This is a genomic window from Aeromonas sp. S16(2024), assembly GCF_041403065.1.
Classification (GTDB): Bacteria; Pseudomonadota; Gammaproteobacteria; order Enterobacterales; family Aeromonadaceae; genus Aeromonas.
This window is the reverse complement of record NZ_JBGLQX010000001.1, coordinates 197,003-223,148: the sequence shown is the minus strand read 5'-3', so window position 1 is coordinate 223,148 and position 26,146 is coordinate 197,003. Positions and strand designations below refer to the sequence as shown.

At 62.2% G+C, this 26,146-nt stretch carries 23 protein-coding genes; 13 read left to right on the top strand and 10 right to left on the bottom strand.

Translation table 11 applies throughout. The annotated features are described in order from the left end of the window. Positions 1 to 2 precede the first annotated feature (2 nt). From ACB030_RS01095 to mltB, 4 genes are all read left to right on the top strand, one after another. Positions 3 to 1,655 (top strand): ABC transporter permease, encoded by a 1,653-nt coding sequence (locus ACB030_RS01095; RefSeq protein WP_371157316.1) that lies wholly within the window; start codon positions 3 to 5, stop codon positions 1,653 to 1,655. 2 nt (positions 1,656 to 1,657) lie between these two features. After that, positions 1,658 to 2,320 carry an ATP-binding cassette domain-containing protein gene (locus tag ACB030_RS01090; protein WP_371157314.1) on the top strand — a complete coding sequence of 221 codons (663 nt, stop codon included), beginning with the start codon at positions 1,658 to 1,660 and terminating at the stop codon, positions 2,318 to 2,320. Then, positions 2,313 to 2,915 (top strand): CDP-alcohol phosphatidyltransferase family protein, encoded by a 603-nt coding sequence (locus ACB030_RS01085; protein WP_371157312.1) that lies wholly within the window; start codon positions 2,313 to 2,315, stop codon positions 2,913 to 2,915. Before ACB030_RS01090 ends, ACB030_RS01085 begins: the two co-directional genes overlap by 8 nt. Before the next feature lie 128 nt (positions 2,916 to 3,043). Continuing rightward, on the top strand, positions 3,044 to 4,141 hold the full coding sequence (mltB, locus tag ACB030_RS01080) for a lytic murein transglycosylase B (protein ID WP_371157310.1): 1,098 nt from the start codon (positions 3,044 to 3,046) through the stop codon (positions 4,139 to 4,141). Positions 4,142 to 4,184: 43 nt separating this feature from the next. On the opposite strand, the gene ACB030_RS01075 is transcribed toward mltB, so the two are convergent. Further along, positions 4,185 to 4,667 carry a MarR family transcriptional regulator gene (locus ACB030_RS01075; RefSeq protein WP_323980482.1) on the bottom strand — a complete coding sequence of 161 codons (483 nt, stop codon included), beginning with the start codon at positions 4,665 to 4,667 and terminating at the stop codon, positions 4,185 to 4,187. A gap of 94 nt (positions 4,668 to 4,761) precedes the next feature. Between ACB030_RS01075 and ACB030_RS01070 the strand changes: the two genes are divergently transcribed. Further along, positions 4,762 to 5,643 (top strand): DMT family transporter, encoded by an 882-nt coding sequence (locus tag ACB030_RS01070; protein ID WP_371157308.1) that lies wholly within the window; start codon positions 4,762 to 4,764, stop codon positions 5,641 to 5,643. Positions 5,644 to 5,727: 84 nt separating this feature from the next. Here the strand turns inward: ACB030_RS01070 and pgm are convergent, their stop codons facing one another. Together pgm and seqA are read right to left on the bottom strand one after the other, a co-directional pair. After that, positions 5,728 to 7,377, bottom strand: a complete 1,650-nt coding sequence (gene pgm, locus ACB030_RS01065; protein ID WP_371157306.1) for a phosphoglucomutase (alpha-D-glucose-1,6-bisphosphate-dependent) — start codon at positions 7,375 to 7,377, stop codon at positions 5,728 to 5,730. Positions 7,378 to 7,431: 54 nt separating this feature from the next. Further along, the gene (gene seqA / locus ACB030_RS01060; RefSeq protein WP_202046322.1) at positions 7,432 to 7,938 is read right to left on the bottom strand and encodes a replication initiation negative regulator SeqA; all 507 of its coding nucleotides are present in this window, start codon (positions 7,936 to 7,938) and stop codon (positions 7,432 to 7,434) included. Positions 7,939 to 8,226: 288 nt separating this feature from the next. Between seqA and ACB030_RS01055 the strand changes: the two genes are divergently transcribed. Genes ACB030_RS01055 through fldA form a run of 4 tightly spaced genes read left to right on the top strand, consistent with a single transcriptional unit; the run spans position 8,227 to position 10,148 of the window. After that, on the top strand, positions 8,227 to 8,991 hold the full coding sequence (locus tag ACB030_RS01055) for an alpha/beta fold hydrolase (RefSeq protein ID WP_371157543.1): 765 nt from the start codon (positions 8,227 to 8,229) through the stop codon (positions 8,989 to 8,991). A gap of 55 nt (positions 8,992 to 9,046) precedes the next feature. Beyond that, positions 9,047 to 9,268 carry a DUF2788 domain-containing protein gene (locus tag ACB030_RS01050; protein ID WP_106887376.1) on the top strand — a complete coding sequence of 74 codons (222 nt, stop codon included), beginning with the start codon at positions 9,047 to 9,049 and terminating at the stop codon, positions 9,266 to 9,268. A gap of 20 nt (positions 9,269 to 9,288) precedes the next feature. Then, on the top strand, positions 9,289 to 9,585 hold the full coding sequence (ybfE, locus tag ACB030_RS01045; RefSeq protein WP_005325670.1) for a LexA regulated protein: 297 nt from the start codon (positions 9,289 to 9,291) through the stop codon (positions 9,583 to 9,585). Between the two features lie 38 nt (positions 9,586 to 9,623). Then, a complete protein-coding gene (fldA, locus tag ACB030_RS01040) occupies positions 9,624 to 10,148 on the top strand; it encodes a flavodoxin FldA (RefSeq protein WP_005325673.1) in 525 nt (174 codons plus the stop codon). A gap of 46 nt (positions 10,149 to 10,194) precedes the next feature. Here fldA and ACB030_RS01035 read toward each other — a convergent pair whose 3' ends face one another. Then, entirely contained in the window at positions 10,195 to 10,695 is a 501-nt protein-coding gene (locus tag ACB030_RS01035; protein ID WP_247626857.1) for a DUF4442 domain-containing protein, read from the bottom strand. Between the two features lie 244 nt (positions 10,696 to 10,939). On the opposite strand from ACB030_RS01035, the gene fur reads away from it, so the two are divergent. Further along, positions 10,940 to 11,368 carry a ferric iron uptake transcriptional regulator gene (gene fur / locus ACB030_RS01030; protein WP_005325677.1) on the top strand — a complete coding sequence of 143 codons (429 nt, stop codon included), beginning with the start codon at positions 10,940 to 10,942 and terminating at the stop codon, positions 11,366 to 11,368. Positions 11,369 to 11,485: 117 nt separating this feature from the next. Here fur and glnS read toward each other — a convergent pair whose 3' ends face one another. From glnS to nagE, 3 genes are all read right to left on the bottom strand, one after another. Beyond that, positions 11,486 to 13,147 (bottom strand): glutamine--tRNA ligase, encoded by a 1,662-nt coding sequence (gene glnS, locus ACB030_RS01025; protein ID WP_371157301.1) that lies wholly within the window; start codon positions 13,145 to 13,147, stop codon positions 11,486 to 11,488. Positions 13,148 to 13,486: 339 nt separating this feature from the next. Beyond that, positions 13,487 to 16,150, bottom strand: a complete 2,664-nt coding sequence (locus ACB030_RS01020; protein ID WP_371157299.1) for a beta-N-acetylhexosaminidase — start codon at positions 16,148 to 16,150, stop codon at positions 13,487 to 13,489. A gap of 123 nt (positions 16,151 to 16,273) precedes the next feature. After that, positions 16,274 to 17,728 (bottom strand): N-acetylglucosamine-specific PTS transporter subunit IIBC, encoded by a 1,455-nt coding sequence (gene nagE, locus ACB030_RS01015; RefSeq protein ID WP_371157297.1) that lies wholly within the window; start codon positions 17,726 to 17,728, stop codon positions 16,274 to 16,276. Positions 17,729 to 17,999: 271 nt separating this feature from the next. Between nagE and nagB the strand changes: the two genes are divergently transcribed. Genes nagB through ACB030_RS01000 form a run of 3 tightly spaced genes read left to right on the top strand, consistent with a single transcriptional unit; the run spans position 18,000 to position 21,174 of the window. Beyond that, complete coding sequence (gene nagB / locus ACB030_RS01010) at positions 18,000 to 18,800, top strand: glucosamine-6-phosphate deaminase (RefSeq protein ID WP_205641374.1); 801 nt, start codon at positions 18,000 to 18,002, stop codon at positions 18,798 to 18,800. Positions 18,801 to 18,809: 9 nt separating this feature from the next. Then, a complete protein-coding gene (gene nagA, locus ACB030_RS01005) occupies positions 18,810 to 19,955 on the top strand; it encodes an N-acetylglucosamine-6-phosphate deacetylase (RefSeq protein WP_371157294.1) in 1,146 nt (381 codons plus the stop codon). A 4-nt stretch (positions 19,956 to 19,959) separates the two neighbouring features. Further along, positions 19,960 to 21,174, top strand: a complete 1,215-nt coding sequence (locus tag ACB030_RS01000; RefSeq protein ID WP_162519201.1) for an ROK family protein — start codon at positions 19,960 to 19,962, stop codon at positions 21,172 to 21,174. A 259-nt stretch (positions 21,175 to 21,433) separates the two neighbouring features. On the opposite strand, the gene ACB030_RS00995 is transcribed toward ACB030_RS01000, so the two are convergent. The 3 genes from ACB030_RS00995 to aspS all read right to left on the bottom strand — a co-directional run bounded on the left by ACB030_RS00995 (position 21,434) and on the right by aspS (position 25,919). Then, positions 21,434 to 23,059 (bottom strand): phosphoethanolamine transferase, encoded by a 1,626-nt coding sequence (locus tag ACB030_RS00995; protein WP_371157292.1) that lies wholly within the window; start codon positions 23,057 to 23,059, stop codon positions 21,434 to 21,436. A gap of 272 nt (positions 23,060 to 23,331) precedes the next feature. After that, positions 23,332 to 24,072, bottom strand: coding sequence for a YebC/PmpR family DNA-binding transcriptional regulator (locus ACB030_RS00990; RefSeq protein WP_371157290.1), 741 nt, complete (start codon positions 24,070 to 24,072; stop codon positions 23,332 to 23,334). Between the two features lie 68 nt (positions 24,073 to 24,140). Further along, positions 24,141 to 25,919, bottom strand: a complete 1,779-nt coding sequence (gene aspS, locus ACB030_RS00985) for an aspartate--tRNA ligase (RefSeq protein ID WP_268421414.1) — start codon at positions 25,917 to 25,919, stop codon at positions 24,141 to 24,143. Between the last annotated feature and the right edge of the window lie 227 nt (positions 25,920 to 26,146).

Genomic DNA, 26,146 nt, shown 5'->3' with positions numbered 1-26,146 from the left:
CCATGAGCATCCGGCCCTGGCGCCTCCTCTTTCTCCTGCTGTGCGCCCTGTCGCTGGCCGCGCCTGTCGCCGGCGGTCTGCTGCTCCTGCTGCTTGCAGGCCTGGCCAAAGGCCATGTCAGCCTGCTGCTTGCCCAGCCCGGGCTCTGGCACTCGGTGGGCCTGAGCCTCTGGGTGGCGGGGGCCTCCACCCTGGGGGCCCTGCTCTGCACCGCCCTGCTGCTCGCCCGGGGGGAGGGGCAGCCCTGGATGCGCTGGCTGCGCCGCCTGCTCTCCCCCCTGCTGGCCCTGCCCCACGTCGCCTTCGCCATCGGCGTGGCCTTCCTGCTCGCCCCCTCCGGCTGGCTGCTGCGCCTGATCTCCCCCGCCCTCACCGGCTTTGAGTTGCCGCCCGACTGGCAGACCCTGAGAGATCCCTGGGGGCTCGGCCTCATTCTGGCGCTCATCTTGAAAGAGACCCCCTTTCTGCTGCTGATGGCGCTCTCGGCCCTCGACCCCGCCCGGGTCAGCCGCCAGCAGTGGCTGGGACAAACCATGGGCTTCAGCGGGCCGCAGATCTGGTGGCGCCTGCTGCTGCCCGCGCTCTGGCCCGCCCTGCGCCTGCCCCTCTATGCGGTGGCGGCCTATGGCCTGGGGGTGGTGGATCTCGCCCTGCTGCTGGGGCCAGATGCCCCTGCCCCCCTGGCGGTGCGGCTCTGGCTCTGGTATCAGGACCCGGACCTCCAGTGGCGCGGGGCCAGCGCCAGCGGCGCCCTGCTGCTGCTGGCGCTCAACCTCTTGCTGCTCGCCGCCTTGCGGCTGCTGGAGTGGGGGCACGGGGCGCTTGGCAAGGCCCGCTGGCTGGACGGCAGGCGCAGCCTCCCCTCGCCCTGGCCCGAGCGCCTCACCCGGGCAGGGGTCTGGGCCCTGCTCGCCATCAACCTGCTGGTGCTGGCCTCCCTGCTGCTCTGGTCCCTGGCCCGGCGCTGGTCCTTCCCCGCGCTCTGGCCCAGCGAATGGAGCGGCCGCCACTGGCTGGAGCTGCTGCCCACCCTGGGGCCCCTGCTGTGGCAGAGCCTGTGGCTGGCCCTGCTCTGCGCCGGCCTCTCGCTGCTGCTGGCGGTGCTCGCCCTGGAGGCCCAGCAGGGCCGCCGTCCCCACCATAGCCAGTGGCCGCTCTGGCTCATCTGCCTGCCGCTGCTGCTGCCCCAGGCCAGCCTGCTGTTCGGGCTGCGCCTGCAGACAGGCGCCTTCGGGCTGGATGGCATAGGGCCGGGCTGGGTGCTGTGGAGCCAGCTGCTGTTTGTCTTCCCTTATGTCTATCTCTGCCTGCACGGCCCCTATCGCCAGTTCGACGATCGCCTCACCCGGGCGGCACTCTCCCTCGGGGCCAGCCCCTGGCGCGCCTGGTGGCGGGTGAAGGGGCCGCTGCTGGCGCGGCCGCTGCTGTTCGCCTTCGGGGTCGGGGCGGCGGTGAGCCTGGCCCAATACCTGCCCACCCTGCTGTTTGGCGCAGGCCGCGTGGTCACCATCACCACAGAGGCGGTGGCCATCGGCAGCGGCCTCAACCGGCGACTGGCTGGCCTCTATGGCCTGCTGCAACTGCTGTTGCCACTCTTCATCTACGGCCTGGTGCTCTGGCTGCCCCGCCGTATCAACCCCGCACTGAGGCATTGATCATGCTGCATACCACCGAGCTCACCCTCTACCTGGATGACCAGACCCTGCTGACGCTGCCCCCCCTGGCGGTGGCCCCCGGCGAGGTGCTGACCCTGATGGGCCCGAGTGGCTGCGGCAAGAGCTCCCTGCTGGCGGCCCTGGCGGGGGTGCTGCCCGCCAAGGGCCCCATCCGGCTGAGCGGCGACATCCACCTGGGCGAGCGGCGGCTCACCCCCTTGGCACCCCAGGCGCGGCGCATCGGCATGCTGTTTCAGGACGATCTGCTGTTTGCCCATCTGACGGTGGCAGAGAACCTGATGTTCGGCATGCCGGCTCATCTCAAGGGGATGGCGGCGAGACGGGCCCGCGCCCTCGCGGCGCTGGCAGAGGTGGGGCTGGAGGGACAGGCGGACAAGCTGCCGGGCCAGCTCTCCGGCGGTCAGAAGGCGCGCGTCGGCCTGCTGCGGGCCCTGCTGGCAGAGCCAGAGGCCCTGCTGCTGGACGAGCCCTTCTCCCGGCTGGACAAGCCGCTGCGGGCGGCCTTCAGAACCCTGGTGTTCGAGCGGCTCAAGGCGCTCGGCATACCCGCTCTGCTGGTCACCCACGACGAGGAGGATGCCCCGGGGGTTATCCTCACCCTGACCACTCCCTGCTTGACCAAAGAGGAGACCGACCTTGTTTGACCGCCACCTGATCCCCCTCATTCGCCGCCCTCTCCAACTGCTGGCCGCCCCCCTGTGCCGGGCCGGGATCAGTGCCAACCAGATAAGCCTCACCGGCTTTGCCGTCGGCATGCTGGCCTTGCCGCTGCTGGCACTGGGCTGGCACGGCTGGGCCCTCGCCGCCATCCTGTTCAACCGGCTGCTGGACGGGCTCGATGGTGCTGTGGCGCGAGAGACGAAGATCACGGATTGCGGCGGCTTTCTGGACATCAGCCTCGACTTCATCTTCTATGCCGCCGTGGTGCTGGGCTTTGCCCTCGGCGCCCCCGCCAACGCCCTGCCCGCCGCTACCCTGCTGTTCGCCTTCATGGGCACTGGCTCGAGCTTCCTCGCCTTTGCCATCATGGCGGGCAAGCGCGGCATCGAGAACCCCGTCTACCACCACAAGTCCCTCTACTATCTGGGCGGCCTCACCGAGGGGAGCGAGACCATAGCCCTGTTCGTGCTGATGTGCCTCTGGCCCGCCGCCTTCGCACCGCTGGCCTACGGCTTTGCCCTGCTCTGCGCCATCACCACCCTGACCCGGCTCTGGAGCGGCTACCACACCCTGCGTTGAAAGGAGAGGGGCCTGTCGGCGAATTCAGCGGCGGATGAATATGGGCCCCGGGCCCTGCACTGAGCACTTGCGCATGGATGCCAATGTTTTACCATGACGACACTCTTTTTCAGGCTCACGAGAACCGTATGCGTCGCCTTCTCCTCACCCTCTCCCTGTTCCCCCTGCTCTATGGCTGCAGCAGCACACCGGCCCCCAAGCCCGTGGTCAAGCCGCAGCCCCAGAGCGCCTTCATCAATCAGACGCCGCCGAGCAAACCCTTCTACCAGCAGGGGAGCGGCCAGGGAGTCAGCAAGGGAGACTTCGCCAACCGCAGCAACGTGGACAACTTCGTGCAGCGCATGGTCGACAAGCACGGCTTCAACGGCGCCGAGCTGCGCCAAGTGCTGGCCCAGGCGGAGCGCTACGACTGGATCATCCGGCTGATGGACGCCCAGGCGCCCACCACCACGCCGCCCACAGGGCCGACCGGTGCCTGGAATCGCTACCGCGCCAAGTTCATCACCCCGGACAATGTGCAAAACGGCGTCAGCTTCTGGCGTGAGTACGAGAGCGAGCTCAATCGGGCGCAGCAGATCTACGGGGTGCCCCCCGAGATCATCGTCGGCATCATAGGGGTGGAGACCCGCTGGGGTCGGGTGATGGGCAAGACCCGCATCCTGGATGCCCTGGCGACCCTGGCGTTCGACTATCCGCGCCGGGCGACCTTCTTCACCGGCGAGCTGGAGGCCTTCCTGGTGATGACCCGAGATGAGGGCATGGATCCCACCGAACCCAAGGGCTCCTACGCCGGCGCCATGGGCTATGGCCAGTTCATGCCGTCGAGCTTCCGCAGCTATGCGGTGGACTTCAACGGCAATGGCCACACCAATCTGTGGGATCCGGTGGATGCCATCGGCAGCGTGGCCAACTACTTCAAGGCCCATGGCTGGGAGAAGGGGCAACCGGTGGCGGTGCGCGGTCAGGGCCAGCTGCCCGGTTATGAGCACGGCTTCCAGACCCGCTACCCGGTCGCCACCCTGCGCGGGGCCGGGCTGGCCCCCACAGCGTCGCTCGGCAACCACAAGGAGGCGAGCCTGCTGCGCCTGGACGTGGGCACCGGTTATCAGTACTGGTACGGCCTGCCGAACTTCTACGCCATCACCCGCTACAACCACAGCACCCACTACGCCATGGCGGTGTGGCAGTTGGGTCTGGCGGTCAAGGATGCCAGAGGCGGCTACTGAGCCAGCCCCCCCCTACGAAAACGGGCCCATCGGGCCCGTTTTGCTATTCGTTTTCCAGCAGCCAGCGCTTGAGCAGAGCGGCCAGTTGCCCCTGCTCCTCGTTCGTCAGCGGGGCCAGCAGGCGTCGCTCGTTCGCCACGTGGCGCTCCACCGCCTGATCGACCAGCTCCCGCCCCGGCTCCGTCAGGCAGACCAAGAGGCTTCGCCTGTCATCGGGGGAGGCTTCACGTCTTATCAGGCCACGCTGCTCCAACTTGTCCAGCCTGGCCGTCATGGCCCCCGAGCTCAGCATGGCGGACTGGTAGAGGGCGGTCGGGGTCAGCGGCTCACCGGCCCGGCGCAGGGTCGCCAGGATGTCGAAGTCTGAGCCCAGCAGGCCGCACGCCTTGAGCTCTTCACTCACCTCGCGCCCGGCGATGGCCGCCATGCGCGCCACCCGCCCCAGCACCCCCATGGGGGAGCAGTCGAGATCCGGTCGCTGCCGCGCCCACTGGGCCAGCAGCAGGTCTACATGATCACTATCCATTCCGGCTCCATTATCTTTTCGAAAAGATACTTGATAATAAACTAACTCGCGGCTAATTTATCTTTACTTCAAGATACTTCATTGCGAGACAACCATGCCACTGCTGATTGCCCTGCTCGCCCCCCTGCTCTGGGGCAGTACCTATGCCGTCGTCAGCCTCTACCTGACCGACTACTCCCCCTACTGGGTGGCCGTATGGCGGGCACTGCCGGCCGGTATACTGCTGTTGCTGCTCCATCCCCGCCGACCACCGCTCACCTGGAGCCGGCAGTTCCTGCTGGCGTTTTGCAACATCACCGCCTTCTTTGCCCTGCTGTTCGTGGCGGCCTATCGCCTGCCGGGGGCGGTGGCGGGCACCCTGGGTGCCACCCTGCCCCTCATCCTGATGGGGCTGGCCTGGTGGCAGGATGGCAAGCGGCCCAGCCTGAAGTGGCTGCTGCTGGGCCTGATGGGGCTCGCGGGTGTGCTCCTGCTGCTCAATCCCTCCGCCAACCTGGATCCCGTCGGCGTGGCGTGCGCCCTGCTGGCCACCCTGCTCATCGGCCAGTCCAGCCGCTGGATGCAGCGCTGGCCGGTGAGCGATCTGCTGGCGCTGACCGCCTGGCAACTGCTGCTCGGGGGCCTGATGCTGATCCCGCTCGCCTGGTGGCTGGCGGGCCCCATGCCGCTGCCGCAACCGGCGAGTGCCCCTGGCCTGATCTGGCTTGTCCTGCTCAACACCGCGCTGGCCTACTGGGCCTGGCTGTGGGGGCTCAAGCGCCACGGTCCCGAGGTGATGGGCATGCTGGCCCTCACCAACCCCATGGTGGCAGTCTCCTTCGGCGTGCTGCTGGTGGGAGAAACGCTGGACGGCCGCCAGTGGCTCGGCATCGCGGTGATCCTGCTCTCCCTGTTCCTGATGAAGCTGCCGACCCGACCTCTCTTCAAGGGCGGGCAGGCTGCCAAGGCTTGCCCCGACCAGCCGGGAAATGGCTGATCGGGCACCAGATCCCCGCCAGGCACACAGCAAAAAGGAGCCGATAAGGCTCCTTTTTATGCGCTTCAGTGACTGGCTTCAGGCTCAGACGCCGGCCTTGGCCAGGGCCGCGGAGACGATCTGCTGGGCCTCCTGCTGAATCAGGTCCAGGTGTGCCTCGCCCTTGAAGCTCTCCATGTAGATCTTGTAGATGGACTCGGTGCCCGAGGGGCGCGCCGCGAACCAGCCATTCTCGGTCACCACCTTGAGGCCACCGATAGCAGCGTCGTTGCCCGGCGCGCGAGTCAGTTTGGCAATGATGGGCTCGCCGGCCAGGGTCGAGGCTTCCACCAGCGCCGGATCCAGCTTGGAGAGCACCGCCTTCTGGGCGCTGTTGGCGGGAGCGTCGATGCGGCGGTAGCTGGAGCGACCGAACTTGGCTTCCAGGGCATCGTAGTGGGCCTGGGGATCCTTGCCGGTCACGGCCAGGATCTCGGCGGCCAGCAGGGCCAGGATGAAGCCATCCTTGTCGGTGGTCCAGACGGTGCCGTCCTTGCGCAGGAAGGAGGCGCCCGCGCTCTCCTCACCGCCGAAGCCGAATTCGCCGCTGTAGAGGCCATCCACGAACCACTTGAAGCCGACCGGCACCTCTTTCAGGGTGCGGCCTATCTCGCCGGCCACCCGGTCGATCATGGAAGAGGAGACCAGCGTCTTGCCGACGGCCGCCGCCTTGGGCCAGCCGGTCCTGTGGGTGAACAGATACTGGATGGCCACCGCCAGATAGTGGTTCGGGTTCATCAGCCCCGCCTTGGTGACGATGCCGTGACGGTCGTAGTCAGGGTCGTTGCCAAGGGCGATGTCGAACTTGTCTTTCAGGGCAATCAGGCCCGCCATGGCGAAGGGGCTGGAGCAGTCCATCCGGATCTTGCCGTCTTTATCCAGGGTCATGAAGGAGAAGGTCGGATCGACCTTGTAGTTCACCACTTCGATGTCCAGATCGTAGCGCTTGGCGATCACGTCCCAATAGGCGACGCCTGAGCCACCCAGCGGATCCACCCCTATCTTGATGCCGGCGCGCTTGATGGCGGCCAGGTCCAGCACGTTCTCGAGATCGTCCACATAGGGGGTGACATAGTCGTGCTCGACCACGAACTCGCTCGCCAGGGCCTCGGCGAACGGCATCCGCTTCACGCCGGCCAGACCGGCTTCCAGAATGGCGTTGGCGCGGTCTTCCACCCACTTGGTGATCTCCCCTTCGGCAGGACCGCCGTGGGGGGGGTTGTACTTGAAGCCACCGTCTTCCGGCGGGTTGTGGGACGGGGTGATCACCACACCGTCCGCCAAGGCCGCCGGCTTGCTGGCGTTGTGGCGCAGGATGGCGTGGGAGATGACCGGGGTCGGCGTGAAGCCGAGGCCTGCCTGGATGCGGGTCTCGACGCCATTGGCCGCCAGCACTTCCACCGCGCTGGAGAAGGCGGATTCAGAGAGGGCGTGAGTGTCCATGCCCACAAACAGCGGGCCCGTGATGCCGGCCTGCTGGCGATACTCCACCAGCGCCTGGGTCACCGCCAGGATGTGGGATTCGGTGAAGGCGTTGTGCAGGGCGCTGCCCCGGTGGCCGGAGGTGCCAAAGGCTACCCGCTGCTCGGGGCGGCTCATGTCCGGCTTGTTGAGGTAGTAGGCGCTGACCAGACGGGGAATGTTGGTCAGATCGCTTAAACGGGCCGGCTGACCGGCGTGGGGATGCTGTGCCATGGCGTTTTCCTTGAGCAGAAGCCTTGCCCGGCAAGGCCTTGAGTCGTTGATGCGTTATACGGTGCCGCACACCCGAGCCGTCAGAGCCTCGTCATAACCCATGCTGGTCATCAGCTGGGCCACCATGTTCTGCTTGCGACTGGTGTTGGTGTTGGTGATGACCCAGAACGGGGTATCCGGCACCTGCTTGGGCTTGGTGGTGCTGCCACTGGCACGCAGCGCTTCCGGGTCGCGGGAGAAATAGACGCGCTTGCGCCCCTTGATCTCGGTCGCCTGAGTGAAGCTCTCCGGGTTGTCCCGGTACAGGGTGCTGAGCACCAGCATGAAGCGGTTGATGGACTTCTCTTCTTTTTGCAGCTCGCCGGAATCGAGCAGGGCTTCCAGTCCCATGGCATCGGCCAGGGGTTGAGGCTGGACCACAGGCGCGGCCGGCACTGTCGTCCCCGCCTTGACGGGCTGTTCCAGCAGACGGCGCAGGATATCGGAAGCACTCTCGCCAATGTGCCGGGTCTGGCTGGCGATAAAGAAGTAGAGATCGTCATCAAGCTCGATGGTTTTCATAGGGATGCGCTGGACTCGTCGAAATTCGGATGCGGCGATTATACATAGGCAGACCCGGCAGCCCAAGGGAGGGGCTGGCAGATGTGCATGAATCTCGGTGAGAATACGGCATAATGGCGAGCCAAGTGTGTGATCCCCCGCACTGATAGCCGATCCCGGGCCGTTTTTTTGGAAAAAAACCACAAAAAAATGCCCCCCAAGGAATGAAATCCTTTTCTTTCAGTGTGTTAAAAATCTGGCGAAACAGCCCACGACCGACAAGGTGTCATTTTGCAACAAAACTCATTATTGAATTTCAAGGATCAGGGACAAGGCCCTGTCGTCGTGCTGATCCACGGCCTGTTCGGCAGCCTGGACAACCTCGGCCTGCTGGCCCGCCCCCTGAGCGAGCAATACAGGGTCATCAGCGTCGATCTGCGCAACCACGGCGCCTCCTTTCACTCCGATGAGATGAGCTACCCGCAGCAGGGGGCGGATGTGATCGCCCTGCTGGATCGGCTCGGGCTTGAGCAGGTATCCCTGGTCGGTCACTCCATGGGGGGCAAGGTCGCCATGCAGGTCGCCAAGCTGGCCCCTGCCCGGGTCGACCGGCTGGTGGTGGCCGACATAGCCCCGGTCGCCTATCCCCATGCCCGCCACCAGAATGTGTTCGCCGGGCTCAACGCCACGCTCACGCGCCCCCCCCAAAGCCGCAGCGAGGCGGAAGCCATCCTGGCCGAACATATCGAGATCCCCGGCGTGCGCCAGTTCCTGCTCAAATCCTTCGCCAAAACCGAGGCGGGCTGGGGCTGGCGTTTCAATGTGCCGGCCCTTGAGCGCAACTACGCCAACATCATGGGCTGGCCCGACGACCAGACCCGCTTCGAGGGGCCGACCCTGTTCATCAAGGGGGGGGATTCCGACTATATGCAGCCTCAATATACCGAGACAGTGATGGCACAATTCCCGGCCGCCAAGGCCCGAGTCATCGCCGGAACCGGTCACTGGCTGCACGCCGAAAAGCCGGTGTTGTTCAACAAATTGGTTGTGGATTTCCTGTCGACAGGCGGTTAACAGTTTCAAATCCTTTGTGATATAGTGCGCCCGTCATAAGGAGTGTGCGCAATCCATGCTGTATGAACATATCGATCTGATCGAGAGTCTGGGCCTGAAGCTGTTCTTCGTGGCCATCTTCCTGCTGATTGGTCTGGCCATTCACGACGTGCTCAAACGCGGCAACGTGCCCCGTTTCGGCCGCTTTATCGTCTGGCTGGTTCTGTTTCTGGGTTGCGCGGGTTTTGTCGCCAAGGGGCTGATCGAAATGGGCTGGGAAGGCTCTGGGATCGGCTAACTACTTTTCATCTGTGATGTATGGCCAAACAGCAAACTGATCGAACAACACTGGATCTGTTCGCAACTGAGAAGCGCCCCGGCAGGCCAAAGACCAATCCACTCCCCCGTGAGACCCAACTCAAGATCAACAAGCGCAACCAGCTCAAGCGCGATCGGGAGAACGGCCTGAAGCGGGTCGAGTTAAAGGTGGAGGCCGAATTGCTGGAGCGCCTGAACCAACTTGCGCTACAACAGAACGTCAGCCGAGCCGAGCTGATCCAATCTATCCTGAAGCAACAGATTGAGTCTGCGCATGCAGCAGGCATCGCAATCTGAACCGTTAAGCATTAACCAGATACGGGTAACTAAACACTATGGCTAGTGTAGGTCTGTTTTTCGGCAGCGATACCGGTAATACCGAAGCTGTCGCCAAGATGATCCAGAAAGAACTGGGCAAACAACTGATTGAAGTCCGTGACATTGCCAAGAGCAGCAAGGCCGACATCGACAGCTTCGATCTGCTGATGTTCGGTATCCCGACTTGGTACTACGGCGAAGCCCAGGCCGATTGGGATGACTTCTTCCCCGAGCTCGAAGAGATCGACTTCAACAACAAGCTGGTCGCCATCTTCGGCTGCGGCGATCAGGAAGACTATTCCGAGTATTTCCTCGACGCCATGGGCACCCTGCGTGACATCGTCGAAGCCAAAGGTGCCATCATCATCGGCCACTGGCCAACCGCGAGCTACGAGTTCGAGGCCTCCAAGGCACTGGTGGATGACAAGCACTTCGTCGGTCTGGGGATCGATGAGGATCGCCAGCCGGAGCTGACCGCCGAGCGCGTCAAGGGCTGGTGCAAGCAGTTGCACGAAGAGATGTGCCTGAGCGAGCTGGAGTGATCTCCCTCCTCTGACAACAAGGGCCCCGTCGGGGCCCTTGTTGTTTCTACTCCTTCATGGCTGGCGCAGCCAGGCTCTGGGTTCTGTGTTCCGGCTTGGGTTTCACATACAGGGTGCGCCTGACCTGGGCCACCAGCTCGCCCCGCTTGTCCTGCACCTGCACCTCGAACTCGGGGAAATGCTTGTTACCCCCCTCGGTCGCCGCCACTATGGATGCCAGCTTGGCGTCGGTCAGGTTGAACTCCGCCACCAGCATCCCCTTGCCAGGCTTGATGAAATTGATGCTGCCCGCCTTGTCCCAGACGTAATAACGGTTCTTGAAATGGCCCATCAGCATCAGCGGATAGATGGGATCCGTCATGGCGAACATGCTGCCGCCAAACTGGGTCCGGTTGGCGTTCTTGTTCCACCAGCGGGACTTGAGGGTGACCCGACAGAAGCGAAAATCGGGGCTCAATGTTTCTATCTTGATGCCCGCACCCCAGAACGGGGGCCAGGCGTTGAGGGCGTGGCGCACCCAGGCCGCGTTGCCAAAAAGCCAATCCATGGATCTCATCCGACCAGACTATAGAGAAGTGACATAGTATCAACATTCCCTCGCGGAGCAAGCCCGGTCCGGGCCGGCCAGATTAATCTTCCACAGGGGGGAAATGTGCTAAACCCCTTGAATTACTGGGTTTATTTTTGACTTGGCTACGACCTATAATGTCAGGCCATACGAGTTCGTGGTTGCCATTCCTTCGGCAGTCAATCAGAATAACCACACCTTCGAGAATGCGAATAAATAGAATATGGCAGACAACAACCAAGCGTTAAAAAAGGCCGGGCTCAAGATCACCTTGCCCCGCGTCAAGATCCTGGAAATCCTGCAACAGCCGGACTGCCAGCACACCAGTGCGGAAGATCTGTACAAACGGCTGATCGACCAGGGTGAGGAGATTGGTCTCGCTACCGTCTATCGCGTTCTCAACCAGTTTGATGATGCCGGTATCGTCACCCGCCATCACTTCGAAGGGGGCAAGTCGGTGTTCGAGCTGGCCACCCAGGAACATCACGACCACCTGGTCTGCCTCGATTGTGGCAAGGTGATCGAGTTCTCCGACGAGGTGATCGAGCAGCGTCAGCGCGACATCGCCAAGCACCACAACATCCGCCTGACCAACCACAGCCTCTATCTCTATGGTCACTGCGTGAACGGTGACTGCAAGCACGACGAATAACGCCGTCGGCCGCGAGCAGCCATGAAAAAGCCAGCATCACGCTGGCTTTTTTTGTGTCCGCAATCCGGACCAGAGTGGCAGGGTCTCCCCTGCCCTCTGCCTGTCAGACGGCAGCGATCAGGCCTCGGCCTTGCCCCAGACGTCGCGCAGGGCCACGGTGCGGTTGAACACCAGATGCTCGGCGCTGGAGAGCTTGTTGTCGGCGCAAAAATACCCTTCACGCTCGAACTGGTAGGCAAACTCCGGCTTGGCGTCCTTGAGGGAGGCCTCGACCCGGGCGCCCTGGATGATCACCAGAGAGTCCGGGTTGAGCGCCCCTTCGAAGTCGTCCTCGGCACCCGGGTTAGGCATCTTGAACAGACGATCGTAGAGACGGATCTCGGCCGGCAGGGAGTGAGTGGCGCTGACCCAGTGGATCACCCCCTTCACCTTGCGGCCATCGGCCGGATCCTTGCCCAGGGTCTCGGGATCGTAGGAGCAGTAGATGCAGGTGACCTTGCCGTCCGCATCCTTCTCGACCCGCTCCGCCTTGATGACATAGGCATTGCGCAGGCGCACTTCCTTGCCCAGCACCAGACGCTTGAACTGCTTGTTCGCCTCTTCTTTGAAGTCCGCCTCGTCGATGAAGATCTCGCGGGTGAAGGGAAGCGTGCGGCTGCCCATCTCCGGCTTGTTCGGGTGCGCCGGTGCGGTCAGCACCTCGTCGGCGGCCAGGTTCTCGATGACCACCTTGACCGGATGCAGCACCGCCATGGCACGGGGAGCATTCTCGTTGAGATCGTCGCGGATGCAGGCTTCCAGCATGCTCATCTCGACGATGTTGTCCTGCTTGGTCACGCCGATGCGCTGGCAGAACTCGCGGATGGAGGCCGGAGTGTAACCACGGCGACGCAGCCCGGAGACGGTCAGCATGCGCGGATCGTCCCAACCGCTGACGTGCCCCTCGGTCACCAGCAGGTTCAGCTTGCGCTTGGACATGACGGTGTATTCGAGGTTCAGACGGGAGAACTCGTACTGACGGGGATGGCAGTCGATGCTGATGTTGTCCAGCACCCAGTCATAGAGGCGACGGTTGTCCTGGAACTCCAGGGTGCACAGGGAGTGGGTGATCCCCTCCAGGGCGTCCGAGATGCAGTGGGTGAAGTCGTACATGGGGTAGATGCACCACTTGTCACCTGTCTGGTGGTGGTGGGCAAACTTGATGCGATAGATGACGGGATCGCGCATCACCATGAAGGGGGATGCCATGTCGATCTTGGCGCGCAGGCAGGCGCTGCCTTCGGCCAGCTCGCCGCTCTTCATCTTGGCAAACAGCGCCAGGTTCTCTTCCACGCTGCGATCGCGGAACGGGCTGTTCTTGCCAGGGGCGGTCAGGGTGCCGCGGTATTCGCGCATCTGCTCGGGGGAGAGCTCGTCCACATAGGCCAGACCCTTCTCGATGAGCTCGATGGCATAGCCGTGCAGCTTGTCGAAATAGTCGGAGGAGTAGCAGATCTCGCCGCTCCACTGGAAGCCGAGCCACTGCACGTCCTGCTTAATGGACTCCACGAACTCGATGTCTTCCTTCGCCGGGTTGGTGTCATCGAAGCGCAGGTTGCACTGGCCCTGATAGTCACGGGCGATGCCAAAGTTCAGGCAGATGGACTTGGCGTGGCCGATATGGAGATAACCGTTCGGCTCCGGCGGAAAACGGGTATGCACGCTCTTGTGCTTACCGCTGGCCAGATCTTCATCGATGATCTGACGGATAAAGTTGGTTGGGCTGCTCGCCTCGCTCATGGCTCACCTCAAAAATGCGTCACTGGCGGAAGTTGTGCCGGTTGGCACTCTCATCACCCCGCCGTCAAGCCGGATATGATCCCTCATTACGCGGCCTGCCTCAACCTGAATTTGGCCAATCCGGGCCATTGGCGTGCTAAAAACGGGAAACAGCGGAAGCATGCCTGAACCCTGACCAAAAAAAGCCCCGCACGAGGCGGGGTCACAAGTGATGAAAAACAGACAATACACACACAACAAAGGCTCACACGCACAGTCAACCTTTCCCAAATCCGATGACATATCGGCCTTGGGAAAGGCGGGTCTTGCGACCCGCCCTGTGTCAGAGACGATACGCTATCAGTTCAGCTCGGTGACGCGGCTGGTGCGCTTGCCGTCGAAGCTGGTGGTACGCAGCCAGACCTTGCCATTGACGGTCGGCTTGGCGGCGGCGTCATAGGCGGTCCAGGTGGTGCCGTCCAGGCTGTACTGGATGGGCAGACCCGGCAGATCCACGTTCGCTTCCAGCTTGCCGTTCACCACCTTGGCGCCCGGTACGGAGAGGCGGTATTCCACACCGGCCTGATCCAGCTTCGGCAGCACGCGCTGACCCAACAGGTTGGCGAACTGGTTCCACTCCTTGTTCAGGGTGGCCTTGTTGACGTGCTTGGTGGTACCGGAGAACTCGCGACCCTTCACGTAGTCGAGCTCGAAGCCACCCTTGTGCCAGGCGCGCTCGGCCACGGAGAAGATGCGCGGGTAGACCATGTACTCGTACTGGGCGTCGGTGCGCACGGTTTCGCTCCACTGCTGACCGGAGATCCCCTTGAACTTGACCGGATCCTGGTCACCCTTGGCCACGAAGGCGTTGCCGTCGCGGTCAACCGAGGTCTCGGCGTTCTGCGGCAGGTTTTCCGGGGCGAAGGCGAACACCTTGCGGGTGTCGTTGAAGCGGGTCGCCCAGTAGTAGCCGCGCTCGGCCGGGTGTACCTCGTTCGGGAAGTCGAAGTAGAGGTAGTCCGGGTTCGAGAGCACCACGTCATAGCCCTTGTGCGCCCACTTCATCGCCTCGTTGAAGCCACCCCAGTAGAGGGTTTCCCAGAAGTTGACCCGGGTCTTCTCGGTGGCGAACACGCTGGCGTCCGTGGCGTACTTCAGACCATCTTCCCACGCCTGCAGGGTGGAGAAGCCGTGGCCCTTGACCATCTCGCTCACTTCCTTGGCGAAGTGGACAGGCAGCTCGGCCACGTCCTTGATCTTGCCATCGTCGATCATCTTCTGGCACATGGGGGACTTGCCAAACGGCTTGTCCTGCTTGCTGGAGTCGACGTTGCCCTTCCAGGCGACCAGCTCCTCTTTCTTGGTGATGGCCGGGTCCTGGTAACCGCCGCCCTGCATGATGTTCTTCGCCTCGTCACCACCGTAGTGCCAGGCGGTCAGGGGCTGGCCGGCGGCCTGGTGCATCTGGGCCACTTCATCCATCACCTTGGCCACGAAGGTGGCGGCACCCGGCTGGCAGGGGTTGATGAAGGACATCTTGTCGTAGAACTGCACCGAGGTGACGTTGGAGGTGTCATCCGGGTCAGTCAGACGGAACTGGTTCGCTTCCGCTTCCTTCCCTTCAGCCAGCAGACGCTTGTAGCGCGCCTCCATGGAGACCACGGCGGCACGGGCGTGGGCCGGCATGTTGATCTCGGGGATCACGGTCACGCCGCGGGCCTTGGCATAGCGCACCAGGTCGATGTAGTCGGACTTGCTGTAGAAGCCGGAGCCCTGGTTGTCGCTGGTGGGGCCTGAGCCGAGCTGCGGCATCAGGCACTTGGTTTCGGACTCGTCGTGGCAACGCTGGCTGCCGACCTCGGTCAGCTCCGGCAGGCCCGGGATCTCGATGCGCCAGCCTTCATCGTTGGTCAGGCCAAGGTGCAGCACGTTGAGCTTCATGGCAGACATCTGGTCAACCAGCTTCTTCATGGTCTCCGGGCTTCTGAAGTGGCGGGCCACGTCGGTCTGCATGCCGCGGTATTCGAAGCGCGGTGCATCCTCGACGCTCATCTGGCTCACCAGCTTGTCGTTGACCCCCAAGAGGGAGATCAGGGACTGGGCGCCCCAGAAGGCCCCGTCGATGTCATGACCCTGCACCACAGTGCCTTTGGCGCCTATGGTCATGTCATAGCCTTCGGCCTGCTTGAGCTTGCTGCCGAGCTTGATGGTCACTGGGTAGCCGGTGTCGGAGAGGGTAACACCCAGCTTGGTCAGTTGAGCCTTCAGGGCCTCGGCGCGATCGCTTGGCAGGTCAAGGGCATTGAGCTTGATGGTGGAGAAGTCGACCTGGGGACCGGCCTTGACCACCTGCTTCATCGGGGTCGGCAGGATCTGGTCGTCAATCTTGCCGGCAGGCAGCAAGGTGCTGGTCTGGTTGGCGGCAAAACGGGTCTCGCTGTTCATCAGGATGTTGTTGTCATCCTTGGTGCGCTTCCAGCCGTCGGCCGGCATCGGCTTCTCGTAGGTGGTGGCATCGTCGATGTTGCTCATGCTGGCCAGCACTTTCGGCTCGGCCCCTTCGCTGGCGACGTACCAGTTCGGCATGATGTCAGATTCGAACAATACCCAGTACTCCACCACCAGGGGCACTTCGACCGTGGCGTCCTTGGCAAAGCCCTGGAACTTCTCGGTTGGCGTCAAACGATAGAGGTCGCCGGTCAGGTGGGTGATGGTGAACTGGTCGTTGTCCACCCGCTGGATGCGGCGGATGGAGGAGACATAGATGCTCCAGTCCTTGGAGGTGACGTCGGCACCGGTATTGGTCAGGTGCAGCTTGGCAACGCCGCAGCTCGCCCACTCGGAGCCCAGTGCCTGGCAATCGAGGCCGGCGCCGGCACCGTCGTTGGTGACGACTTCGTACTTGACGACCAGGTTGCTGGCGAGGGAATCGACCACGGCTTGCTTGGCGGCATCGGCTGCCTGCACCTGGGCGGCACAAACGGTAGACATGGCAATGGCTAACAGAGAATGTTTCAAGTTCATAACTGCTGCTCTCATTTGAAGTAAAGGTTGGATTTTCTTGGCTTTTTTTATATGGGGCCCCGGGAACGGGGCCCTTAGTTATGTCAACAATGGACTTAGACTTGAGGTGAGCGAGTCGCTCGATTAACGCAGGGCTTTCATCTCACCGGCGATGATTTCGGCCAAGGGGCCCAGAATCACCTGCAGGTTCTGCTCACCGAGCTTGACCACACCGGCCGCGCCCAGGGCTTTGAGCTTGCGCTCATCGACGATGCTGCGATCTTTCAGGGTCAGACGCAGACGGGTGATGCAGGCATCTATGGTCACCAGGTTCTCCTGGCCACCCAGCACTTCCAGATACTGGCGAGCCAGCTCGGTGCGGTCGGTGGTCTGGGCCTGTACCGGCACGGCTTCGTCATCTTCACGACCCGGGGTTTTCAGGTTGAACTTGACGATCACGGCACGGAAGATGGCGTAGTAGAGACCGAAGAACACCAGGCCTTGTACCAGCAGCATGTACCACTGGGTCGCCAGCGGGTTGCGGCTGGAGAGCACCATATCCACCAGACCGGCACTGAAACCGAAACCGGCGATCCAGTGCATGCTGGAGGCGATGAACACGGACAGGCCGGTCAGCAGGGCGTGGATGACATAGAGCACAGGCGCCACGAACATGAAGGAGAACTCGAGCGGCTCGGTCACCCCGGTGAAGAAGGCGGCAAAGGCGGCTGCGATCATGATGGAGGCAACTTTCTCTTTGTTCTCTTTCTTCGCGCTGTGGTAGATGGCCAGTGCCGCACCCGGCAGACCGAACATCATGATGGGGAAGAAGCCAGCCTGGTACATGCCGGTCACGCCCACGACAGCCTTGCCGGCGTCGATGGAGGATTGGCCACCCAGGAAGTTCGGGATGTCGTTGATGCCGGCCACGTCGAACCAGAACACAGAGTTCAGGGCGTGGTGCAGACCGACCGGGATCAGCAGACGGTTGAAGAAGGCGTAGATACCGGCACCGGTGGAGCCCATGCTGACGATGGATTCACCGAAGTTTACCAGGCCACCATAGATAACCGGCCAGACGGCCATCAGGATGAAGGAGACCACGATCATGACAACTGAGGTCACGATGGGTACCAGACGACGGCCGGAGAAGAAGGCCAGCGCCTTGTGCAGCTCGACGCTGCTGAAGCGGTTGTACAGCTCAGCCGCGATGACACCACAGAGGATGCCGACGAACTGGTTGCTGATCTTGGCAAAGGCTGCCGGCACCTGGTCGGCCGGGATACCCTTGATCTGGGCAACGGCGCCCGGGCTCAGCAGGGTGGTGACCACCAGGAAGCCGACCAGACCGGCCAGCGCGGCGGAACCGTCTTTATCCTTGGACATGCCATAGGCGACACCCACGGCAAACAGCACGGGCATGCTGTCGATGATGGCGGCACCCGCCTTGATCAGGAAGGCAGCGACCGGACTTCCACCGCCCCAGCCGTTCGGGTCAATCCAATAGCCAATCCCCATCAGGATCGCTGCGGCAGGCAATACCGCTACCGGCACCATCAGGGCACGGCCGATCTTTTGCAAATAACCGAGAATGTTCACGGTTCCTCTCCTTAGTTGATGTTTTTCTAGAAATTAAGTGCTTATCACGTTTGACGCATAAGCCATCAAGGCTTGATTGGCAGTCTATGGGTTTTATTTCGCTGCGCAAATTAATAAACCAGCTTTCGTGATCATTATCACTCAACAGAGATAAAGGTAGCGGATAGATGTGGCTTAGTTCGCAATCTTTATTTACGCTATAAAACAACTTGAATCCGTGTTTGGTCCCTTGCCGTCAATCCTGTGCGGCAACCGTACTGAGGTATAGAAAATGCGCCTGATCCCGTTGAAGTCTGCCAGCCAGGTGGGTCTCTGGTCTGCCCGTTACATCGTTGACCGCATCAATGCGTTCAAACCGACAGCCGACCGCCCCTTCGTGCTGGGCCTGCCCACCGGTGGCACGCCGCTGACGACCTACAAGCGCCTGATCGAGCTGCACAAGGCCGGCGAGGTGAGCTTCCAGCACGTGGTGACCTTCAACATGGATGAGTACGTGGGCCTGCCCAAGGAGCACCCCGAGAGCTACCACAGCTTCATGTACAACAACTTCTTCAATCACGTCGACATTCGCCCGGAAAACATCAACATCCTCAACGGCAATGCCGAGGATCTGGTGGCCGAGTGCAAGCGTTATGAAGACAAGATCAAGTCCTACGGCAGGATCCACCTCTTCATGGGCGGCGTCGGCAACGACGGCCACATCGCCTTCAACGAGCCGGCCTCCTCCCTCGCCTCCCGTACCCGGGTCAAGACCCTGACCGAGGATACCCGCATCGCCAACTCCCGCTTCTTCGGTGGCGACATGGAGCAGGTGCCCAAGCTGGCGCTGACCGTGGGCGTGGGCACCCTGATGGATGCCGAAGAGATCATGATCCTGGTGACCGGCCACGCCAAGGCCCTGGCCCTGCAGGCCGCGGTGGAAGGCAGCGTCAACCACATGTGGACCATCTCCACCCTGCAGCTGCATCCCAAGGGCATGATGGTGTGCGACGAGCCCTCCACCATGGAGCTGAAAGTCAAGACGGTCCGTTACTTCCAGCAGCTGGAAGCCGCCAACATCGACCGTCTGTAAGGAGCCGTCATGTACGCACTGACTAATTGCACCCTCTATACCGGCAGCTGTGTGCTGACCGGCCACGGCGTACTGATCGAAGGCGACAAGATTGTCGCCATCTCCCACCTGGCCGAGCTGCCAGCGGATATTGAACAGATTGACCTCAAGGGCGCCAACCTCAGCGCCGGCTTCATCGACGTGCAACTCAACGGCTGCGGCGGCGTCATGTTCAACGGTCACATCACTACAGAGACCCTGGCCACCATGCAGGCGGCCAACCTCAAGTCCGGTACCACCAGCTTCCTGCCGACCCTGATCACCAGTCCGGATGCAGACATGAAGCTGGCGGTGGCGGTGACCCGCGACTACATGGCCGCCCGTCCGAACGAGGTGCTGGGCGTCCATCTGGAAGGGCCCTACACCAACCTCAAGCGCAAGGGCATACACCCGGCCGAGCAGATCCGTCAGCCCGTCGACGAGATGATCGATTTCTTCTGCGCCAACAGCGACGCCATCGCCAAGATCACCCTGGCGCCGGAGCGCAACAAGCCGGAACACATCCGTCGCCTGGTGGAGGCCGGCATCCTGGTCTCCGCCGGTCATACCGCCGCCAGCTATGACCAGGCCATGGCCGGGTTTGACAACGGCATGCGCTTTGCCACCCACCTCTACAACGCCATGACCCCGACCCTGAACGGTCGCGAGCCGGGCGTGGTGGGCGCCATCTACGATCGCAAGGATGTCTATGCGGGCATCATCGTCGACGGTCACCACGTGCACTGGGCCAACGTGCGCCTGGCACACAGGATCCTCGGCGAGAAACTGGTGCTGGTCACCGATGCCACCGCCGCGGCGGGTGCACCGGAAGGCTTTGAGCAGTTTGATTTTTGTGGCGCAACCGTCTATTTCCGCGATGGTCAGTGCGTCGATGAGAATGGTACACTCGGCGGCTCTGCCCTCACCATGATTGAAGGGGTGGAGAATCTGGTCAAACAGGTCGGATTACCGCTCGATGAAGCACTGAGAATGGCCACCCTTTATCCCGCTCGCGCCATTGGATGGGACTCACGTCTCGGTAGTATCCAGGTCGGAAAAATTGCCAACCTCACCGTCTTTGATCAGGCCTTCACGGTCTGCGGGACCGTGGTTAACGGACACTACACAACACAGTGACACTATGACTGGCGGACAAATAGCAAACGTAGATCTTATCAAGCAGGTGAACAGTGCCGTCGTCTATCGACTCATTGACCTGCAAGGGCCCATCTCGCGGGTCAAAATTGCCGAGTTGAGTCAGCTGGCCCCGGCCAGCGTGACCAAGATAACCCGGCAACTGATCGAGCATGGGCTGATCAGGGAGACGTCGCCCCAGGCGTCAACCGGCGGACGACGCGCCATCTCCCTGACCACCATCAAGCATCGCTTTCAGTTTGTCTCCGCCAAGCTTGGCCGCGGCTATCTGCAGCTCTCCCTGTATGATCTCGACGGCAAGGAGCTCGATCAGCACATCACCCAGGTGACAGAGATAGAGCAACAGCCCGTGGTCGACATGCTGCTGCGGGAGATTGGCGCCTTCATCGACGCCAATACCGAGCGCAGCCGCAACCTCATCAGCATAGCGCTCACCATGCCGGGTCTGGTCAATCCGGAATCCGGCATGGTCATCTATACCCCCACCTACCAGATCCGCAACCTGGGGCTCGCCAAGCTGCTGGAGCACCATTTCAACCTCCCCTGCTACGTGGGCAACGACACCCGTTCCCTGGCGCTGGCTGAGCACTTCTTCGGCGAGTCCCGCGACTGCATGGACTCCATCCTGGTGAGCGTCCACCAGGGCACCGGCTCCGGCATCATCACCAAGGGGCAGGTATTCCTCGGTCATAACCGCAACGTCGGCGAGATAGGCCACATCCAGGTCGAACCCCTCGGCAAGCGCTGCCACTGCGGCAACTTCGGCTGCCTCGAGACCATCGCCTCCAACGAGGCCATCGTCGACAAGGTGAAGGAGCTCATCAGCCGCGGCCACCTGAGCTCGCTGCAGGAGAAGCACATCACCATCCAGGAGGTGTGCAAGGCCGCCGTGGCCGGTGATGAACTGGCCCGCAGCGTGATCGAGAACGTGGGAGAACACCTGGGCCGGGCCATCGCCATCACGGTCAACCTGTTCAACCCGCAGAAGGTGCTGATCGCCGGCGAAATCACCGCCGCCGAGGAGATACTTATCCCGGCCATCCGTCGCTGCGTCGAGCACCAGTCCCTGCCGAGCTTCCACCGTGGCCTGCCCATCGTGAAGGCGCGTTTCCAGAACCAGCCCACCATAGGTGGTTTCGCCCTGGTGAAGCGCTCCCTGCTGGAAGGGGATCTGCTGCAGATCATCATGGAGCAGAAGTAAAGGCCCAAGCCTTGGGAAACAAAAACGGCAGCCAGTGGCTGCCGTTTTTTATGGTCTGTTTTCGCCGGTTTACCCGCCCTACAGGGCTTGAACAGAGCGTAGGTTCGATTAGCCGCGTAGCGGCGTAATCGGACGCGGTGACTCACCCCGCCCTACACGGCTTGAACAGATCAAGCGCGCCGTCATAGACCTGGGTCTGCACATCCATGATGCCCAGCATGGTGCGGGGCAACAGGCTGTCGCGTTCGGTTAGCCTGACTCACCCCGCCCGGCAGAGCTTGAACAGGTCAAGCTTGCCGTCATAGACCTGGGTCTGCACGTCCATGATGCCCAGCATCGAGTGGAACAAGTTGTCGTGGGAGAAGCGCTTGCTGCCCGCCTCCTGGCGCAGGCAATCCTGATTGAGCCCGCGATCCCGCTGCAACTGGGGAGAGAGCCAGGTCAGCAGGGGCACCCGGGTCTGGTCGTCCGGGGCAAACTTGTAGGGGGTGCCGTGCAGGTAGAGCCCCAGCGCCCCCAGGGATTCCCCGTGATCCGACAGGTAGACCAGCCCCACGTTGTACTGGCTCTCCAGGGTCTTGAGCTTGGCGATAAGCTGGGACAGCACCTTGTCGGTATAGCGGATGGTGTTGTCATAGGTATTGACCAGCTCCTCGTTGCTGCAGTTCTCGATGTCGCTGCGCGGGCAGTCCGGCAGGAAGACGCGATCCCCGGCCGGATAGCGGCGATAGTAGGTCGGGCCATGGCTGCCCATCAGGTGGAAGGCCACCAGCTTGCTGCCCTGCTTGCCCTTCATCCCGGCGATCTGTTGATCCAGCCCCTGCAGCAAGACCTCGTCATAGCAGGAATCCCCTTCACAGTATTGGGGGAAGGCCTTGGGTTCGATCTCCAGGGTGGGCACGTTATTGCACACCCCCTTGCAGCCGCCGTCGTTCTCCTTCCACAGCACGGAGACACCGGCGTGCTGCAGCACATCCAGCAGGCCGTCCCTGGACTTGGCCAGGGTCTCGTCATATTCCCGGCGCGTGAGGTTGGAGAACATGCAGGGCACGGAAACCGCGGTGGCGGTGCCACAGGAGCGCACGTCCCTGAAGGAGACGAGATCCGGCTCCTTCATGGTGAAGCCGTTGGTCTGCTTCTGGTAGCCGTTGAGGGAGTAGTTCTGGCTGCGGGCCGTCTCCCCCACCACCAGGAACATCAGGGTCGGCTTGCCGCCCTTGTCCACCACCCTGGCATCTGTGCCTATCGGCTGATAAGGGACAGGGGTGGCGAAGAGAATATCCCGGGCGTAGCGATAGAGACCGCGCACGTAGTTGGAGGGGACTATCTCTTTGACGATGGTATGGTTGTTGCGCCCGACCGAGGCGTAATCCTGGTAATAGAGGGCGGCGACGCCGACCAGGAACAACAGGGAGAGGGCGATCCCCGCCAGACGCTGGGCCAGCCCCTTGTACCAGGGGGTTGGGTATTCGATCTTCAGCCACAAGAGGCCAAGCACCGGCAGCACGGCGGTCAGCAGGAACCAGAGCACCACTGAACCATTGAGGTAGGAAGTGGCCTCCCCGCTGTTGGTTTCGAGTATGTTCTGCACCATGCCCACATCGAAGATGATGCCGTATTTGAGCATGGCGTAGCTGACCAGGGAGGCGGTGACGATCAGGAAGGTGAAGAAGGGCTTGAGCAGATAGCGGAAGGTGAACGGCAGGAAGACCGCATTGAGGGCGGCGACCAGCACCAGGGGGATAGAGAGGGCAAAACCCGCCTTGACGTGCTCGAGGGCGCTGAGAATACGGTAAAAGTGCAGGAAAATGGGCCAGTTGAACACCAGTGCAAACAGCAGCACCAGCAACAGATTGACCTTCATCACTCCCAGAGTGAGGCGCATAAGAAGACTCCGACAAACCAGTGATCTGGAGACCCTGCATGGGGACTCCGTTGTGGGCATCCCTGCCACCCGTCTCTCTTCCCGAGCAGACAAGGTGGTGATGGGCACAGCGGCCCGGATGCAAGGAGAGAGTAGGAAGGCAAACTTAAGCGGGAATTAAGGAAGGCACAGCGAAGGAAATGGCGCCAAAGAAGAGTCAGTGAGATAAAAAAACGGCAGCCTTAGGCTGCCGTCTGGTGTTTATCCCCAGTCAGGGGCTAGAAGCTGTGCGATCAGAGCAGCGCGGCCACTTCGTCGGAGATGGAGCCGTTGTGGTAGACCTCCTGCACGTCGTCCAGGTCTTCCAGCATGTCGATGAGGCGCATCAGCTTGGGGGCGGTTTCGGCATCCAGCTCGGCTTCGGTGGAAGCTATCATGGTCACTTCGGCGCTCTGGGGCTTGAAGCCGGCGGCTTCCAGGCCATCGAGCACTGTGCCGAAATCGTTCGGGGTGGTGTAGACCTCGATGGAGCCATCCTCTTCGGTGACAACATCATCGGCACCCGCTTCCAGGGCCGCGTCCATCAGGGCATCTTCGTCCACGCCCACGAAGGTCAGCAGACCCTTCTTGCTGAACAGGTAGGCCACCGAGCCGTCGGTGCCCAGGTTGCCGCCGCACTTGCTGAAGGCGTGACGCACTTCGGCCACGGTGCGGTTACGGTTGTCGGTCAGGCACTCCACCATGACGGCGGAGCCCGCCGGGCCGTAACCTTCGTAGACGATGGTTTCGAGCTGCTCGCCATCGCCACCACCGGCGCCGCGCTGGATGGCACGGTTGATGGTGTCGCGGGTCATGTTGCCGGTCAGGGCAGCCGCTACCGCCGCGCGCAGGCGCGGGTTGTTGGCGGGATCAGCGTCACCGAGGCGAGCCGAGGTGGTGATTTCGCGGATCAGCTTGGTGAAGATCTTGCCACGCTTGGCGTCTTGCGCCGCCTTGCGGTGTTTGATGTTGGCCCATTTGCTGTGACCTGCCATAAAAACTCTCCGTTATAATTTGAAATCAATGGGATACGGGTCGCATGGCGACCCGTTCTTCAATCTTCTCAGGCGTCAGCCTTGGCATCGGCCTTGGCAACGGTGGCGATGGCCAGCTCGGTCAGCTGGGCCTGGTTGGCGAAGCTGGGAGCATCCGTCATCAGGCAGGCCGCTGCCGTGGTTTTCGGGAAGGCGATCACGTCCCGGATGTTGTCGGTACCGGTCAGCAGCATGCTGAGGCGGTCCAGGCCGAAGGCCAGACCGGCGTGGGGCGGGGTACCGTATTTCAGGGCATCCAGCAGGAAGCCGAACTTCAGACGCTGTTCGTCCGGGGTGATCCCCAGGATGTCGAACACGGTGGACTGCATCTCGCTGTTGTGGATACGCACAGAACCGCCGCCCACTTCGTAGCCGTTGATCACCATGTCGTAGGCGTTGGCATAGGCACCCAGGGGGTTGGCCTTGAGCTCGGCCGGGCCCAGGTTGCTCGGGGCGGTGAAGGGGTGGTGCATGGCAGCCAGGCCACCTTCGCCATCTTCCTCGAACATGGGGAAGTCGATCACCCAGAGCGGCTTCCAGACGTTCTCCACCAGACCCAGATCGCGGCCCACCTTCAGGCGCAGGGCGCCCATGGCGTCGCACACCACCTTCTTGGAGTCAGCGCCGAAGAACAGGATGTCGCCATCGGCGGCGCCGGTGCGGGCCAGGATCTCGCGCACTATCTCGTCGGTGAGGAACTTGGCAACCGGAGACTGCACGCCCTCGATGCCATTAGCGGCTTCGTTGACCTTCATCCAGGCGAGGCCCTTGGCACCATAGATGCCGACGAACTTGGTGTATTCGTCGATCTGCTTGCGAGAGAGCTCGGCGCCGCCCGGGACTTTCAGGGCTGCCACGCGGCCTTTGGGGTCGTTGGCAGGACCGGCGAACACGGCGAACTCGACGGCGGTCAAGAGGTCTGCCACATCCACCAGCTCCATGGGCAGGCGCAGATCCGGCTTGTCGGAGCCGAAGCGGCGCATGGCCTCGTCGAAGGTCATGATGGGGAAGTCACCGAGATCCACGTTCAGGATGTGCAGCCAGAGCTTGCGGATCATCTCTTCCATGATTTCACGCACCTGGGGCGCAGTCATGAAGGAGGTCTCCACGTCGATCTGGGTGAATTCCGGCTGGCGGTCGGCACGCAGGTCCTCGTCGCGGAAGCACTTGACGATCTGGTAGTAGCGATCGAAGCCGGACATCATCAGCAACTGCTTGAACAGCTGCGGGGACTGCGGCAGGGCGTAGAACTTGCCCTTGTGCACCCGGCTCGGCACCAGGTAGTCACGGGCCCCTTCCGGGGTCGCCTTGGTCAGCATGGGGGTCTCGATGTCGAGGAAGCCCTGTTCGTCCATGAAGCGACGCACGAAGGCGCTGGCCTTGGCACGGGTCTTCAGGTACTTGGCCATCTCGGGGCGACGCAGGTCCAGATAGCGATACTTGAGGCTGATCTCTTCGCTGTTGACCTGATTGAAGTCCAGCGGCAGCGGCTCGGCACGGTTGATGATGGTGAGCTCGTGGGCGAACACTTCGATGGCGCCTGTGGCCATGTCGCTGTTGCGCTGGGAGTCCGGACGGGTACGCACCACGCCGGTCACCTGGATGCAGAACTCGCCGCGCAGCTCGGAGGCCAGGGCGAAGGCGTCCGGCTTGTCCGGGTCGAAGAAGACTTGCACGATCCCTTCCCGGTCGCGCATGTCGATAAAGATGAGGCCGCCGAGATCGCGACGACGGTGGACCCAACCGCACAATGTAATGGTCTGCCCGGCATGGGCCTCATTGACCTGTCCGCAATAGATAGAGCGCATGGACTTCTTCCTTCGAAATGGTAGAGAGACGGTTCACCTTGGGTCGCCGGGCACGACTGGCAAGCACCGTCTGTCTCACAGCTGGCCAGATTCGGATTCTTACCCGGTTTGAAATCAGTCTCATATCATCCGGCTCCCCGAGCCGGATACTTGCCGCCAATGCCGGCTCGCGCCGAGTGGCCCCTGAGGGGTCGACGCGCGAGGCGAGAACATCGGCAAGCGTCGTT

Bases quoted from the DNA above. Each gene is read 5' to 3' on its own strand.
- fldA (WP_005325673.1), top strand. From the start codon at position 9,624: ATGGCTAGTGTAGGTCTGTTTTTCGGCAGCGATACCGGTAATACCGAA.
- nagA (WP_371157294.1), top strand. From the start codon at position 18,810: ATGTACGCACTGACTAATTGCACCCTCTATACCGGCAGCTGTGTGCTG.
- nagB (WP_205641374.1), top strand. From the start codon at position 18,000: ATGCGCCTGATCCCGTTGAAGTCTGCCAGCCAGGTGGGTCTCTGGTCT.
- ACB030_RS01090 (WP_371157314.1), top strand. From the start codon at position 1,658: ATGCTGCATACCACCGAGCTCACCCTCTACCTGGATGACCAGACCCTG.
- ACB030_RS00990 (WP_371157290.1), bottom strand. From the start codon at position 24,072: ATGGCAGGTCACAGCAAATGGGCCAACATCAAACACCGCAAGGCGGCG.
- ACB030_RS01050 (WP_106887376.1), top strand. From the start codon at position 9,047: ATGCTGTATGAACATATCGATCTGATCGAGAGTCTGGGCCTGAAGCTG.
- glnS (WP_371157301.1), bottom strand. From the start codon at position 13,147: ATGAGCGAGGCGAGCAGCCCAACCAACTTTATCCGTCAGATCATCGAT.
- ACB030_RS01000 (WP_162519201.1), top strand. From the start codon at position 19,960: ATGACTGGCGGACAAATAGCAAACGTAGATCTTATCAAGCAGGTGAAC.
- ACB030_RS01075 (WP_323980482.1), bottom strand. From the start codon at position 4,667: ATGGATAGTGATCATGTAGACCTGCTGCTGGCCCAGTGGGCGCGGCAG.
- ACB030_RS01035 (WP_247626857.1), bottom strand. From the start codon at position 10,695: ATGGATTGGCTTTTTGGCAACGCGGCCTGGGTGCGCCACGCCCTCAAC.
- pgm (WP_371157306.1), bottom strand. From the start codon at position 7,377: ATGGCACAGCATCCCCACGCCGGTCAGCCGGCCCGTTTAAGCGATCTG.
- ACB030_RS01020 (WP_371157299.1), bottom strand. From the start codon at position 16,150: ATGAACTTGAAACATTCTCTGTTAGCCATTGCCATGTCTACCGTTTGT.
- ACB030_RS00995 (WP_371157292.1), bottom strand. From the start codon at position 23,059: ATGCGCCTCACTCTGGGAGTGATGAAGGTCAATCTGTTGCTGGTGCTG.
- mltB (WP_371157310.1), top strand. From the start codon at position 3,044: ATGCGTCGCCTTCTCCTCACCCTCTCCCTGTTCCCCCTGCTCTATGGC.
- seqA (WP_202046322.1), bottom strand. From the start codon at position 7,938: ATGAAAACCATCGAGCTTGATGACGATCTCTACTTCTTTATCGCCAGC.
- aspS (WP_268421414.1), bottom strand. From the start codon at position 25,919: ATGCGCTCTATCTATTGCGGACAGGTCAATGAGGCCCATGCCGGGCAG.
- ybfE (WP_005325670.1), top strand. From the start codon at position 9,289: ATGGCCAAACAGCAAACTGATCGAACAACACTGGATCTGTTCGCAACT.
- ACB030_RS01095 (WP_371157316.1), top strand. From the start codon at position 3: ATGAGCATCCGGCCCTGGCGCCTCCTCTTTCTCCTGCTGTGCGCCCTG.
- ACB030_RS01070 (WP_371157308.1), top strand. From the start codon at position 4,762: ATGCCACTGCTGATTGCCCTGCTCGCCCCCCTGCTCTGGGGCAGTACC.
- fur (WP_005325677.1), top strand. From the start codon at position 10,940: ATGGCAGACAACAACCAAGCGTTAAAAAAGGCCGGGCTCAAGATCACC.